This is a genomic window from Mesorhizobium sp. L-8-10 (assembly GCF_016756635.1).
GTDB lineage: Bacteria > Pseudomonadota > Alphaproteobacteria > Rhizobiales > Rhizobiaceae.
In genome coordinates, this window is record NZ_AP023263.1 from 1,533,283 (window position 1) to 1,547,714 (window position 14,432).

Below are 14,432 nucleotides of genomic sequence, written 5' to 3' on the forward strand. Positions count from 1 at the left end.
GCAACCCTCCGGAGCTCTCGTCATGACCCTCGCCGAACGCAAACTCGTCGCTCGACCGCTGCCGCGCGAAGGCATAGCGGGCCTTACGGGAAAAGAGACCCTCGCCAGGGTGATGCGGGGCGAATTGCCGGCTCCGCCCTTCGCGCCGACCACGCTGATCGATCTCGCCGAGGTGGACGAAGGGCGCGTGGTCTTCACCGGCCGGCCGGACTTCGCCTTCCTCAACCCGATGGGCACGGTGCATGGCGGCTGGATTGCCACGATCCTGGACAGCGCCATGGGCTGCGCGGTCCATTCGACGCTGAGACCGGGCCAGCTCTATACGACGACGTCAATGACCATCAACTATGTGCGGGCGCTCGCGGCCGATGCCGGCGAGGTGCGCTGCGAGGCCGTGGCGGTCCATTCGGGATCGAGGATGGCGAGCAGCGAGGGCCGGCTCGTCGATTCCAGGGGACGCCTGATCGCCCATGGCAGCGAGACCTGCATGATCCTGGATGCCGGAACGAACACGGTGACGTGATCGAGGGGATGTTGCGCTGCGATGCTGATGAGTGATAAAAAACGAAAATCGTCAATCGTCAGAGCGCGCGGTCGTTCGCATGAACATCAGGGCACGAGTCTCTCCGGAGGAAACCCGTCTTCGCATCATGGAGACCGCCGAAGAGCATTTCCGCCGCGTCGGCTATGCCAAGACGGCGGTGGCGGACATCGCGGCCGCGCTCGCCATGTCGCCGGCCAATGTCTACCGGTTCTTTCCATCGAAAAGCGCGATCAGGGACGCGATCTGCCACAAGCTCCTCGGGCAGGAGCATGCGATGATCGAGGAGATCATCGCCTCGCCGGAGCCGGCGGCAATCCGGCTTGAGCGGATCATTATCGGCATCAACCGCTACAACAGGGCGCAGTTCGTGCGCGAGAAGCGTCTGCACGACATGGTCGAAGTCGCGATGGCAGAGAACTGGGAAGCCATCCAGGCCCATTGCGACAAGATCAAAGGCTACTACGCTGCGGTGATCGCCGAGGGTATCGCCAGCGGTGAGTTTGCCGCGCTCGATCCGGTCACGACCGGCGAGTCCGTCTTCATGCTCTGCGCGAGCCTTTGCCATCCGACGCTCGTGGCCCAGAACAACCACGAGAACGCCGAGAACGAGGCCCGTCGCACGGTCTCGCTCATCCTTCGTTCCCTGCGTCCCTGATCCCGCTTCGAGGATATGGTCATGCGTTTCGCCCCCGCTCTCCTGCCGATGATGGCCCTGGCGCTGGCCGCCTGCACCGAGGGCAAGTCCGAGGTCAAGGACGAGCCGCCGACGCGGCCGGTCCTGGCGCGGCAGATCCACTACGAGACCGCTGTGCGTGAGCGCAGCTTCGTTGCCACCGTGCGTCCGCGCATCGAGAGCGATCTTGCCTTCCGGGTCACCGGCAAGGTGGCCCGCCGACTGGTCGAGGTCGGCGAGACGGTGAAAGCCGATCAGGTGCTCGCCATGCTCGACGAGAGCGATCTTCAGCTCCAGCTCGATCAGGCCGAAGCCGAGCTGCGGGCCGCAAGAGGCAGTCAGGTGCAGGCCCGGGCCGATCTCAGGCGCGGCGAGGTGTTGCGAAAGGACGGCTGGTCCACCGATGCCAATCTCGAAAAGCAGCGCGCGGCGGCCGACGAGGCCGATGCGCGGGTCCTGCGGGCCGAACGCGCCGTGTCGCTGGCCGGCAATGCACTCGCCTATGCCAGCCTGCGCGCCGACGCCGACGGTGTCGTGACCGCAACGGCCGTGGAGCCGGGCCAGGTGGTCGCCGCCGGCCAAACGGCGGTCCGCGTGGCGCGGCTGGAGGAGAAGGAAGCCGTCGTCGCCGTTCCCGAGGCGCTCGTCGGCCGGCTCCCCAAGGGCGAAGTGAAGGTAAGCCTGTGGTCGCAGCCGGACCGTTTCTACGCCGCGCGGCTGCGTGAACTTTCGCCGGGAGCCGATCCTGCCACGCGTACCTATCAGGCGCGCTTCACTATCCTGCGCGCCGGGGACGATGTCCGTTTCGGCATGACCGCCACCGTCATCCTCAGCGACCCGGCAGCCGGTCAGGTCGCACGCGTGCCGCTTTCGGCCGTCCTCGACGAAGGCAAGGGGCCGGCGCTGTTCGTCGTCGACAGGCAGACCGGCGAGCTCGCGCAAAAGCCCGTCGAGGTGGCCGGCTACGAGGCGCGCGACGTTCTGGTGAAGGGCGGCGTGGCCGAAGGCGAATGGGTCGTGGCCCTCGGCACGCAGAAGCTCGACACCGCGCAGAAGGTGCGGGTTGTCGACAGCCTGCAATTCTGATCCGGCGAAACCGACCGCAATACGACACTCCCGAGCCGCCGCGAACAGGCGGCGCGGGAAGTACGAGATCGTGAGGATCCCGCGATGAGCCGTTTCAATCTCTCCGCCTGGGCCGTCCGGCACCCGCCGCTCGTCCTGTTCATGATCCTGATCCTGGCGGCCGCCGGCATCTTCGCCTATCTGAAGCTCGGCCGCGCCGAGGATCCGAACTTCACGATCAAGGTCGCCGTCGTCACGACGATCTGGCCGGGCGCCACCGCGCAGGAAATGCAGGACCAGGTCGCGGATCCGATCGAGAAGAAACTGCAGGAACTGCCTTATTTCAACAAGGTCACGACCTATTCGAAGCCGTCCTTCACGGCGATGCAGGTCGAATTCAGGGATTCCACGCCGCCCCGCGAGGTGCCGGAACTGTTCTACCAGCTGCGCAAGAAGCTGGACGACATCCGTGCGGACCTGCCTCAGGGTCTGATAGGCCCCAATGTCAACGACGAATATGGCGACGTCGATTCCATCCTCTACATGCTGACGGCCGACGGCGCCGACTTCGCACAGCTGAAGCGCGTGGCCGAGACCATGCGGCAGCGGCTGCTCAAGGTGGACAATGTCGCCAAGGTCAACCTCTACGGCGTGCAGGACGAGAAGATCTTCGTCGAATTCAGCCACGCCAAGCTGGCGACGCTCGGGATTTCGCCGCAGGCGATCTTCGATTCCCTTGCCAGGCAGAATTCCGTGACCCCGGCCGGCACGGTCGAGACGAACGCTCAGCGTGTGCCCCTGCGCGTCACCGGAGCCGTCGACAGCGTCAAGGCGGTGGCAGATACGCCCGTCGAATCGGGGGGCTCGAGCTTCCGCCTTGGCGACATCGCCACCGTGACGCGCGGTTTCGAGGACCCGCCGACCTATCTCGTGCATCAACGCGGCAAGCCGGCGCTGGGCATCGGCATCGTCATGGCCGGCGGCGCCAATATCCTGAAACTCGGCGAAGATGTGGAAGCCGCGGTGAAACGGATCGAGGCGGCCCTGCCGCAGGGCATCGATCTCGAGCAGATCGCCGACCAGCCGCATGTCGTCGACCATGCCATCGACGAATTCACCAAGTCCTTCGCCGAAGCTTTGGGCATCGTGCTGCTGGTGAGTTTCATCTCGCTCGGCTGGCGCACCGGCATCGTCGTGGCGCTGTCGGTCCCGCTGGTGCTCGCAATCACCTTCATCGTGATGAGCATCATCGATCTCGACCTGCACCGGATCTCGCTCGGTGCGCTCATCATCGCGCTCGGCCTGCTCGTCGACGACGCCATCATCGCGGTGGAGATGATGGTCGTGAAAATGGAGCAGGGCTGGGACCGCATGCGGGCCGCCTCCTTCGCCTGGACCTCGACCGCCTTCCCGATGCTGACCGGCACGCTGGTGACGGCGGCCGGCTTCCTGCCGGTCGGCTTCGCCAATTCCGCCGTCGGCGAATATGCCGGCGGCATCTTCTGGGTCGTCGGGATCGCGTTGATCGCCAGCTGGTTCGTGGCGGTGGTGTTCACGCCCTATCTCGGCGTGAAGCTTCTGCCTGATTTCGCCAGGACCGCCGCGGCGCATCACGATCCGCACGAGATCTACGAGACGCGGTCCTACAATGCCTTGCGCCGGCTGATCGACTGGTGCGTTCGCCATCGCGTCATCGTTGTCCTGGCCACGGTCGCCGTCTTCGTCAGCGCCGTGGTCGGCTTCGGCCGGGTGCCGCAGCAGTTCTTTCCGCTTTCCGAACGGCCCGAATTGTTCTTCCAGATGCGCCTGCCCGAAGGGACTTCGATCGGTGCGACCACCGAGACCGCGCGCAAGGCGGAGGCGATGGTCGATGGCGACAAGGACGTGACCACCTACACCACCTATATCGGCCAGGGTTCGCCGCGCTTCTGGCTCGGCCTCAACCCGCAACTGCCGAACGAGGCCTTCGCCGAAATCGTCATCGTCTCGCAGGATGTGGAGGCACGCGAGCGCATCAAGGCACGGCTGGAGAAGGAACTGGCTGAAGGCGCCCTGCCGGAAGCACGCGTGCGTGTCGACCGCTTCAATTTCGGACCGCCGGTCGGTTTCCCCGTCCAGTTCCGCGTGGTCGGACCGGACGCGATGGAGGTCCGCCGCATCGCCTATGACGTGCGCGAGATCATGCGCGCCAACAAGAACGCCATCGACCCGCATCTCGACTGGAACGAGCGCATGGCGTCGATCCGTCTCGATATCGACCAGGACCGCGCCCGCGCGCTCGGCCTGACGCCGCAGGACGTCGCCCAGACGCTGCAGACCCTGATCTCGGGCTACGGCGTCACCAATGTCCGCGACGGAACCGAGAAGGTCGAAGTCGTGGCGCGCGCCGTTCCCGGCGAACGCCTCGAACTCGGCCAGATCGGCGACCTCACCATCCTGTCGCCGAACGGCAACGCGGTGCCCTTGTCCCAGGTCGCGCGCATCGTGCCGGATGCCGAGGAATCGATCCTGTGGAGGCGCAACCGCGACATGTCGATCACTGTGCGCGCCGACGTCGTCGACGGGGTGCAGCCGCCCGATGTCACCAACCAGATCTGGCCACGGCTGGAGGAACTGCGCGACGGGCTCGAGCCGGGATATCGCCTCGAGGTCGGCGGCGCGATCGAGGAGTCGGAGAAGGGCAACAGCTCCATTTTCGCCGTCTTCCCGCTGATGCTGGTCGCGATGCTGACGATCCTGATGATCCAGCTTCAGAGCTTCTCGCGGCTGGTCCTGGTGCTGCTCACCGCTCCGCTGGGACTGATCGGCGCCTCGCTCGCCTTGAACATGTCAGGCATGCCGTTCGGCTTCGTCGCCCTTCTCGGCCTGATCGCGCTGGCCGGAATGATCATGCGCAACGCGGTGATCCTGGTCGATCAGATCGAGGCGGATGTGCGCGACGGGGGCCACAGGCTGCGCGACGCCATCGTCGAGGCGACCGTCCGGAGGGCGCGGCCCGTCATCCTGACCGCGCTCGCCGCGATACTGGCCATGATCCCGTTGACCCGAAGTGCCTTCTGGGGGCCGATGGCCTACACCATCATGGGCGGATTGTTCGTCGCGACCTTCCTGACGCTCCTGTCCCTGCCGGCGCTTTACGCCTTGTGGTTCCGGGGCCGCATCAAGGCCGAGGAGCAGGTGCCCGCGAATGAGCCGGTGGAGCCGATCGAGGCGGAACGAGCGCCGCTGGCGCTGGCCGCCGAGTGAGCATCACGCTTGCTGGCGGCCGGGCATTTCCGTCACAAGTCGAAGGTCTTGTCCGGATGAAGCGACTCCTCGAACCGCTTGCTGATCCGGATATGCTCTAACGCGAAGCCGTCCAGGCCTTGATGTCCTCCTCAAGACTTGCGAATTCCTGGATCAGGCTCGCGCTCAGCGCCCGCACCGGCGGGGCGGACTGGCGGTCGCGATGGATGAGCACGCCGATCTCGCTCAGCGAGAGATCGGGCTCGGTGAGCGGCACATGGACGAGTTCGCCCGCCTTCAGCTCGTTGATGAAGCCGGCCGGCGTGAAGAAGCCGATGCCGAGGCCGGCGCGCATCATCTCCTTCGTCATCGGCAGGGAGTTGGTCAGCGCGGTCGCCTTGAACTGAGCGCCGCTGTGGGTGAACTCGGCCTCGGCGGCCGCGTTCAGGATCCAGGGGTCGCTGAGCATGATGACCGGATGGGCGGCGCATTCCGTCAGGCTGAGTTCCTTCCGGCTCGCCAAGGGATGATCGGGGCGCATGATGGCGCCGAGCCGCATCTTGATGCGCGCGACGACATTGTAGCCGCGATACCGGCGGTCGATGAACAGGATCGCGATGTCGGGGCGGCGTGCCCGCATCTCCTCGGCATGTTCCTGCGGCGTGGCGTCGATGATGCGGTAGGTGATGTTCGGATGCCGCTGCGACGTCGCGACGATGGCGTTCGGCAGGATGCGCACGATCGGCGCCGGAATGGACACGATCCGTACCTCGCCATGCACGTTTCCGGACAGGGTCGCGATCTCTCCGCAGACATTCTGCCAGCCGGCCAGCGTCTCGCGGGCGTGGCGGATGAGATAGTCGCCCGCTGCCGTCGGACGAACGCCGTTGCCGACGCGCTCGAAGAGCGGCGTCCCCAGTTCGGCCTCCAGCTTCAGGATCTGCCGGTTCACGGCCGATGAAGCGACATTGAGCACGCTTGCGGCACGCCGGATCGAGCCGAGCCTGGCGACCTGATCGATGTAGCGCAGCACCGCGGCGTGCATGTCATCCCCCTGTTCTCCAACCAGGTGAAGCGTGGCCACGGCCACGCTTCGCCTGTTGGCTTTTTTCTGTCGCAGGCTCTTGTCGGAAAACCGTGGGACACTTTTCCGAAGCCTGCTCGGGTGATGCCGATTTGGCATCGGCTATGTCGAAACTCTATGCTTCTCGACAGCACCCAAGCAAACATAAACTCGCCTCCGGTTTCGAAAGATTGGCCGAAGACGCCCGCGAGACCGATGGGATTCCAGGAACGGTCTCACACTCGAACAGGGGAACAGGACATGACCAATTTCATCATGACACGGCGCAGCCTGCTCAGGAGCGGCGCAGCCGCGGCGAGTGCCTTGGCGCTGCCGGCGATCGTGTCGAGCCGGGGGCTCGCCGCATCGGGCACGCGCGCCGTCAACATGCAGCTTGGCTGGCTTGCCGGCGGCAATCAACTCGGCGAGGTCGTCGCCAGGCATCTGGGCTATTTCGAGGAAGAGAAGATCGATTTCGCCATCCAGCCCGGCGGACCGAATATCGACGGCGTCGCCATCGTCGCTTCGGGCCGCTACGAGATCGGCCAGGTGTCGTCGAGCCCGTCGCTGATGCTCGCCGCCTCCCAGGGCATCCCGGTGAAATCCTTCGCCGTCAGCGTGCAGGAGCACCCTTACGCATTCTTCTCGCTGGCATCGAAGCCGATCAGCGCGCCGAAGGACATGATCGGCAAGAAGATCGGCATCCAGGCGACGGGCAAGGTGCTGCTGTCGGCGCTTTTGAAGAAGCACGACATTCCCGAGGGCGACGTCGAGGTGGTCGTCATCGGCGCCGACATGACGCCGCTGGTCTCGGGCCAGGTCGACGCGGTCACCGGCTGGCTCACCAACACGACGGCGCTCGCCGCGCTCGGCGACGACAAGGTGGTCATGAAGCTCTGGGACAACGGCGTGCAGCTCTACGCCAACCCCTATTATGCGACCACGGCCATGATCGAGGAAGAGCCGGAGATGCTGGCGGGCTTCCTGCGCGCAGCGGCCAAGGGCTGGCAATATGCCCATGACAACCGCGAGGCGGCGGTCGACCTCCTGCTCAAGGACTACCCGAATCTCGTCAAGGCCGACGAGGTCAAGGCGGTGGATGTGCTGCTTGCCCATATGTTCACCGCGGCCACCGCGAAGAATGGCTGGGGCACCTTCGATCCCGCGGTCTGGGAAGCGCAGATCAGCCTCTACGACGAGCTGAAGCAATTCTCTGCCGGGGCGCCGAAGCTGGACGACGTCATCACGACGGCTATCCTCGACGCCACCGCCGACGCCCGCCCGAAGATCGGCTGAGCGACATCGGCCGTCCTGCGACGGTGGCCGTCGGAGGCCGCCGAAACGCAAGCCGGAGCCGTTCCGTCACGATAGGCTGCGCCCCGCCGGACCCGTCCGTGGCGGGCCGTGACGTCCAATGGGAGAACTTTCGACATGGCTGTTGCCGCAATCGACCATCAAAGGCGTGTCGAGCGCCTGCCCGAGCCGGCGGAACTCGCGGTGGAACTGGAGCGGGTCTCGGTCCGCTTCACCACCGACCGCGGCACGATCACCGCGCTGGAAGGCATCGACCTGACCGTGCCCAAGGGCGGCTTCCTCACGCTGCTCGGACCGTCGGGCTGCGGCAAGTCCACCTTGCTGCGGGTCGTGGCCGATATCATCCAGCCGACCAGCGGCAGCGCCCGGGTGTTCGGCGGCCGCCCGGCCGAGGCGCGCTCCCGGCGCGACATCGGCTTCGTCTTCCAGGATGCCGCGCTGCTGCCCTGGCGGACCGTCATCGACAACGTCACCCTGCCGCTCGAAGTGGGCGGGGGAGCCCCGGCCGGACGCGGTCGCGATCCGCATGAGCTGCTCGATCTCGTCGGCCTCGCCGGGTGGGAGAACGCCTTCCCGCACGAGCTGTCGGGCGGCATGCGCCAGCGCGTGTCGATCGCCAGGGCGCTGGTGTCCGGCCCGCGGCTCCTGTTCATGGACGAGCCTTTCGGCGCGCTCGACGAGATCACCCGCGACCGGCTGAACGAGGAGCTGCTGGCAGTGTGGGAACGCACCGGCACCACCATCCTGTTCGTCACCCATTCGATCTACGAGGCCGCCTTCCTCGGCCAGGAGGTGCTGCTGCTTGCGGCGCGGCCCGGACGGATGCGCGAGCGCGTGCCCGTCGACCTGCCGATGCCGCGCAAGATCGCCATGCGCGAAACCCCCGAATTCGTCGCCCTCGTCTCACATCTGAGACGCGTCCTGGAGACCTGCTGACATGTCCGTTTCCACCGCCGAAAGCTCGAACGGCGCCTTCACCGAGGACGGCCACGCCCAAGCGATCTACCTGGCAGCGAAACGCCGCCTCCTGTGGCGCCGCAGGCTGCTTCCCGTCGCCGCCTTCCTGTCCCTCGTGGTCTTGTGGGAGATCGCGGTCCTGATCTTCGACATAAAACCCTTCATCGCGCCTGCGCCCAGCGCCATCTTCGCCGTGCTGGTGAGCAAGTTCCCGATGCTGCTGTCCAATCTCATGCCGACCGCCATCGAGGCGGTCGCCGGTTTCGCGATCGGCAATCTCGCGGCCATCTCGATCGCCACCGCCTTCGCCTACAAGGAAACGCTGGAGGAAGCCTTCTTCCCGATCGCGGTGATGATCAACACCATCCCCGTCGTCGCGAAGGCGCCGATCCTGGTGCTGCTGCTCGGCAACGGCATGGAGCCGAAGATCGCGATCGCGGCGCTGATCTGCTTTTTCCCCACTCTGGTCAACATGACCCGCGGCTTGCGCGACGTGAACAAGCAGCAGCTCGAACTGATGCATGTCCTGTCCGCGTCGCCGCGCGAGGTGTTCCTCAAGGTGCGGATGAAGAATGCGTTGCCCTACCTGTTCTCCGCGCTGAAGATCGCCGCCTCGACGGCCGTGATCGGCGCCATCGTCGGCGAGTGGATCGGCTCGACGGTGGGCATCGGCGCGCTGATCATCCAGGCGACCTACAATTTCGACTCGCCTCTGCTCTACGCCACCATTGTCGTCGGCTCCGTCTTCTCGGCAAGCTTCTTCGCCGTCATCTCCTGGGCCGAGCGTCATTTCCTCAAGTGGAACGTCGGCACGCGCTGAGCGCAGCCCTCACCGCCAATCAGATTTCAGGGAGACCCACATGTCCGTTCAAACGATCGACGAAGCCGGCGGCAAGGTGCCGGTGGTGGCCGAATCCGACCTCGTCGTGGTCGGCGGCGGGCCGGCCGGCATCGCCGCCGCCGTGGCCGGCGCCCGCAACGGCCTTTCCGTGACGCTGCTCGAGCGCTACGCCTATCTCGGCGGGCTGGCCTCGGGCGGCATGGTGCTGGTGCTCGACGATATGTGCAACGGCAACGAGGTTTCCGTGCGGGGCCTCTGCTCGGAGCTGATCGATCGCATGACGACGATGGGCCTGTGCGTGACGCCGCCGGAGGCCGACTGGATCGCCGACGAGGCGAAGTTTCGGCAATGGGCGCGCTGGGGCGTCTACAACTTCCATTCGCATCAGAAGCCGCAGCCGATTTGCTACGCATCGGCCTTCGACCCCGACGGCTTCAAGCGGGCCTCCAACGACATGGTCGCCGAGGCCGGCGTCAATCTGCGCCTGCACAGCTGGTTCTCGCGGGCGATCGTCGAGGACGGCGTCGTCAAGGGCGTGGTCTGCGAGACGAAGGCCGGCCGCCAGGCCGTGCTTGGCAAGGTCGTGGTGGATGCGACGGGGGACCTCGATGTTGCGGCCTCGGCCGGCGCGCCCTACAGCAAGGGGTCCTTCATCGTCACCACCGTGTTCCGCCTGGGCGGCATCGACACGGAAGAGGCCGAGCGCTTCGAATATGAGGAGCCGGAGGCCTTCGCCGCTGTCGACCGCGAAGCCAAGCGCATCATGGGCGGATCGTGGGAGCGTTGGTGGCTGAAGACGCCGCTTCCCGGCGTGGTGTGGTGCAACTGCCCTCATATGGCCGGGTTCGACGGCACCTCGGTCGAGGACCTGACGCGCGCGGATGCCCACGGGCGCGAGCGGATCGCCGCACTGGTCGACTATGCGCGCGCCAGAGTCCCCGGTTTCGCCAACGCTTTCGTCATCGACGTCGCGCCGCAACTCGGCATCCGCACCTCTCGCCTGCTCGAAGGCGTCCATGTCATGAGCAAGGAGGACGTCGCGTCGCGCCGTCATTTCGCCGACAGCGTGGCGCGCGGCCGGGACTATTATTATCCCTATCGCTCGCTGCTGCCCAGGAATGTCGGGCAGCTCCTGGTCGCCGGCCGGCACTATTCCTCGACCGCCGCCGCGCAGCGCATCTCGCGCGAGATCCCGCCCTGCATGGCGATGGGCGAGGCGGTCGGCGTCGCCGCGGCGGTCTCCCTCTCCCAGGGCGTGACGGTCGACAAGGTCGACATAGCGAAGGTACAGCACCTGCTGCGCGAGCAGGGCGCCGATCCCGGCGACCGGCCGGCGTCCAACGCATCCTTCTCGATCGCCGCAGAATGACAGGAGCAGCCATCATGCCTTCAGCCGCAACCCAGCCGCTTTCAGGGGTCAAGGTCATCGACTTCACGCAGGTCATGCTCGGCCCCTGCTGCACCCAGGTGCTGGCCGACTATGGCGCCGACGTCATCAAGATCGAGCGGCCGGGGGCGGGCGATCTCTCCCGCACCTCGATCGCCGACGATCCCGACGGACACGACAATCCGGTGTTCCGCAGCCTCAACCGCAACAAGCGGTCGATCGCGCTCGACCTGCGCAAGGAAGAGGCGAAGGAGGTCATCTACAATCTGGTGCGCTCGGCCGATGTCGTGGTCAACAATTTCCGCGCCGGCGTGATGGAACGCATGGGCTTCGGCCACGACCGGCTCAGCGAGATCAATCCGCGCATCATCTCGGCCTTCGGTTCGGGCTTCGGCCCGTCGGGGCCGCTGTCGCACAAGGGCGGGCAGGACATCCTGGCCCAGGCCCTGTCGGGCGTGATGGCGCGGCGCGCCGACCCCTCGGTGCCGATGAGCATCTATCCGACGGCGCTTGCCGACTATTCGGCAGGCATGCATCTGGTCCAGGCGATCCTGCTCGCGCTGCTGCAGCGCGAAAAGACCGGCCGCGGCCAGCCAGTGTCGGTCTCGCTGTTCGAATCCATGCTGGCCATGCAGATGCAGGAGGCGGCCATGTGGCTGCAGCGCCGCAAGGACCTCAACTGGGCCTCCTTCCCGCTCACCGGCGTCTTCGAGACGACGGACGGTGCGGTGGTTCTGGTCGGCGCCTTCAAGACCAATCCGCTGCGCGACATTTCCGCAGCACTCGGCCTGCCGGACCTTTCGCTCGAGGAGCGTTTCTCCAGCTTCGCGCGCCAGATGGACAACAAGGCCGAGCTGCAGGCGATGTTCCGCGAGCGCTTCGCCTCCAGCACGACAGAGCATTGGCTCGCCCGGCTGGAAGAACAGGACCTGCTCTGCGCGCCCGTGCTGACGCTCGCCCAGGCGCTGGAACACGGCCAGACCGAAGCGAACGGATCGGTGATCGACCCGGCCGGCGACGGCAAGGCCCGGCTTCTGGGCTCGCCGCTCACCATGGGAGAGGGTGCCTTCGAGGTCCGTCACGCGCCGCCGGCACTCGGCGCCGACGGGCGCGCCGTGCTGGAGGAGGCGGGTTACGCGCCCGGCGAGATCGACGCGCTGATCGCCTCGGGCGTGCTTTCCGGCGAACGCCGAAGCGAGGCGGCATGAACGTCTCCTTCATCGTCAAGGACCATGTGGCGCGGGTCACGATCGACCGCCCGGACCGGATGAATGCCGTCGATCTCGCCACCGAGGCCGAGCTCGTGCGCATCTGGGAGGCGATCGAGAAGGATCGCGACGTCAGGGTGGTCGTACTCACCGGCGCGGGCGACCGTGCCTTCTGCACCGGCGCCGACATGAAGGGCGGCAGCGGTCTCTCCGGCCTCGAATACTGGGCGGCACCACGCCCCGGCGGCTTCGGCGGCATCGCCCTGCGCGACACGCTGGACGTGCCGGTGATTGCCCGCGTCAATGGCCACGCGCTCGGCGGCGGCATGGAGATGGTGCTCGGCTGCGACATCGTGGTGGCGTCTGACAAAGCGAGCTTCGGCCTGCCGGAGCCGCGGGTGGGACGGCTGGCGCTCGACGGCGGCATCGCGCTGCTCACCCGGCGCATCCCCCATGTTCACGCCATGGGGCTGCTGCTTTCCGGCAGGCGCATCCCGGCGGGCGAAGCCCATGCGCTCGGCCTGGTGAACGAGGTCGTCGGGCATGAGGCGCTCGACGAGGCCGTCGACCGCTGGGTCGCCGACATCCTGGCCTGCGCGCCGCTGTCGGTGCGGGCGATCAAGGCGATGGTGCGGGCCGGCGAAGGAATGAGCGCGGCACAGGCGCAGATGCTGCGGCTGCCGCAGCTCGTCGAGGCGCTGCAGTCGCAGGACCAGGACGAGGGCGTGGCCGCCTTCCGGGAGAAGCGCCCGCCCAGTTGGCAAGGGCGCTGAACCGATGGTTTATGTGATCGCATCGACCTGCATCGACGTGAAGGACGGCGCCTGCCAGGACGTCTGTCCGGTCGAATGCATCTATGAAGGCGGCCGGATGATGTACATCCATCCCGTGGAATGCATAAGCTGCGGGTTGTGCCTCTCCATCTGCCCCGTCGATGCGATCTGGTCCGAGGACGAGCTGCCGCCCCACGAGCAGCGCTTCCAGAGGATCAACGAAGAGTTCTTCGGGCCCGGCGTCACCGGCTGGGGCGAGCCGGGCGGAGCGACGGCGACCTACCGGACCGAACTCGACCACGCCGAAGTTGCCGCCGCCCCGCGCCGCGAGACGGCGACGACCTGAAACCGGGATTTTGAGCCTTCGCATCGTGCCTTCCGAAATTCGATCCCGATTTTCGGGCCGATGCCAAATCGGAGCCTGACATGACCATGCTGAAGGGCGTCATCGCCGCAGCGGCGACGCCGTTGACCGACAATCTGTCGATCGATCTCGACGGCCTTGTCAGTCACTGCGCCCATCTCCTGGAGGCGGGTGGCTGCGACGGCATCAACCTCCTGGGAACGACGGGCGAGGCGACGTCCTTTTCCGTGGAGCAGCGCGTCGCCGCGATGCGCGCCGTCGCCTCGTCGGGCCTGCCGCTTTCGCGCTTCATGGTCGGTACGGGGGCTGCGGCCTTCGAGGACGCCTGCCGCCTGACGGCTGAGGCAAAGGTGCTCGGCTTTGCCGGCGCTTTGCTCCTGCCGCCCTTCTATTACAAGGGAATCGGCGCCGATGCCCTCGTGGACTACGTGACCGCCGTCGTCGATCGCGTCGGGCGTGACGGCCTGCCGCTCTATCTCTACCATTTCCCCGGCAATTCCGGCGTCCCCTATACGCACGATGCCGTCATCAGGCTGCGCGACCGTTTGCCCGATGCGCTCAAGGGCCTGAAAGACAGCACCGGCGATCTCGATTATTCGGGCGGGCTCGCCAGGGCGCTGCCCGGCTTCGACGTCTTCCCGAGCGCGGAAGCCGCGATCGGCCGGGCGGCCGAGCTCGGCCTCGCCGGCTGCATCTCGGCAACCGCCAATGTCACGGGACCGTTCGCCCAGGCCGCCTTCACCGGGAAGACGCAGGCGGAGCGGGAAGCGGGCCTCGCCGAGGCGGTGCGCATCCGCGCCGAGATCGCGAAGTTCCCGCTGGTGGCGGCAGTCAAGGAAACCCTGGCGTTGATCTCGGGCAATGCGAAGTGGCGTCGCATGATGCCGCCGCTCACTGCGTTGAGCGAGGCCGAAAGGGAGGCGCTGGTCAAAGGCCTGGCGTCGACCGCGTTGCTTGGTTCAGGGGCTGCAGCCCTGTCCAAAGCGGGCTGAGATCGGGCGCGTCAGGGTCTGATCGT

13 protein-coding genes are annotated in these 14,432 nt (G+C 66.5%); 12 read left to right on the forward strand and 1 reads right to left on the reverse strand.

The features are described from left to right. The first annotated feature begins 22 nt into the window (after positions 1-22). The 4 genes from JN280_RS07065 (at position 23) to JN280_RS07080 (ending at position 5,528) form a co-directional block, all read left to right on the forward strand. The gene (locus JN280_RS07065; protein WP_202311028.1) at positions 23-523 is read left to right on the forward strand and encodes a PaaI family thioesterase; all 501 of its coding nucleotides are present in this window, start codon (positions 23-25) and stop codon (positions 521-523) included. A gap of 79 nt (positions 524-602) precedes the next feature. Continuing rightward, positions 603-1,199 (forward strand): TetR family transcriptional regulator, encoded by a 597-nt coding sequence (locus JN280_RS07070; RefSeq protein WP_210387834.1) that lies wholly within the window; start codon positions 603-605, stop codon positions 1,197-1,199. 21 nt (positions 1,200-1,220) lie between these two features. Beyond that, positions 1,221-2,303, forward strand: coding sequence for an efflux RND transporter periplasmic adaptor subunit (locus JN280_RS07075; RefSeq protein ID WP_244743063.1), 1,083 nt, complete (start codon positions 1,221-1,223; stop codon positions 2,301-2,303). Between the two features lie 84 nt (positions 2,304-2,387). Beyond that, positions 2,388-5,528 carry an efflux RND transporter permease subunit gene (locus tag JN280_RS07080; RefSeq protein WP_202311031.1) on the forward strand — a complete coding sequence of 1,047 codons (3,141 nt, stop codon included), beginning with the start codon at positions 2,388-2,390 and terminating at the stop codon, positions 5,526-5,528. Between the two features lie 97 nt (positions 5,529-5,625). Here JN280_RS07080 and JN280_RS07085 read toward each other — a convergent pair whose 3' ends face one another. Continuing rightward, the gene (locus tag JN280_RS07085; RefSeq protein ID WP_202311032.1) at positions 5,626-6,591 is read right to left on the reverse strand and encodes a LysR family transcriptional regulator; all 966 of its coding nucleotides are present in this window, start codon (positions 6,589-6,591) and stop codon (positions 5,626-5,628) included. A 240-nt stretch (positions 6,592-6,831) separates the two neighbouring features. Between JN280_RS07085 and JN280_RS07090 the strand changes: the two genes are divergently transcribed. The 8 genes from JN280_RS07090 (at position 6,832) to JN280_RS07125 (ending at position 14,406) form a co-directional block, all read left to right on the forward strand. Then, the gene (locus tag JN280_RS07090; RefSeq protein WP_202311033.1) at positions 6,832-7,866 is read left to right on the forward strand and encodes an ABC transporter substrate-binding protein; all 1,035 of its coding nucleotides are present in this window, start codon (positions 6,832-6,834) and stop codon (positions 7,864-7,866) included. 135 nt (positions 7,867-8,001) lie between these two features. Further along, positions 8,002-8,820, forward strand: coding sequence for an ABC transporter ATP-binding protein (locus JN280_RS07095; protein WP_202311034.1), 819 nt, complete (start codon positions 8,002-8,004; stop codon positions 8,818-8,820). Position 8,821: 1 nt separating this feature from the next. After that, entirely contained in the window at positions 8,822-9,661 is an 840-nt protein-coding gene (locus JN280_RS07100) for an ABC transporter permease (RefSeq protein WP_202311036.1), read from the forward strand. 40 nt (positions 9,662-9,701) lie between these two features. Further along, the gene (locus JN280_RS07105; protein WP_202311038.1) at positions 9,702-11,051 is read left to right on the forward strand and encodes an FAD-dependent oxidoreductase; all 1,350 of its coding nucleotides are present in this window, start codon (positions 9,702-9,704) and stop codon (positions 11,049-11,051) included. A gap of 14 nt (positions 11,052-11,065) precedes the next feature. Continuing rightward, positions 11,066-12,277, forward strand: coding sequence for a CaiB/BaiF CoA transferase family protein (locus JN280_RS07110; protein ID WP_202311039.1), 1,212 nt, complete (start codon positions 11,066-11,068; stop codon positions 12,275-12,277). Further along, positions 12,274-13,050 carry an enoyl-CoA hydratase-related protein gene (locus JN280_RS07115; RefSeq protein WP_202311040.1) on the forward strand — a complete coding sequence of 259 codons (777 nt, stop codon included), beginning with the start codon at positions 12,274-12,276 and terminating at the stop codon, positions 13,048-13,050. Before JN280_RS07110 ends, JN280_RS07115 begins: the two co-directional genes overlap by 4 nt. Before the next feature lie 4 nt (positions 13,051-13,054). Then, positions 13,055-13,396 (forward strand): ferredoxin, encoded by a 342-nt coding sequence (gene fdxA, locus JN280_RS07120; RefSeq protein WP_202311041.1) that lies wholly within the window; start codon positions 13,055-13,057, stop codon positions 13,394-13,396. 80 nt (positions 13,397-13,476) lie between these two features. Further along, entirely contained in the window at positions 13,477-14,406 is a 930-nt protein-coding gene (locus JN280_RS07125; RefSeq protein ID WP_202311042.1) for a dihydrodipicolinate synthase family protein, read from the forward strand. Positions 14,407-14,432 lie beyond the last annotated feature (26 nt).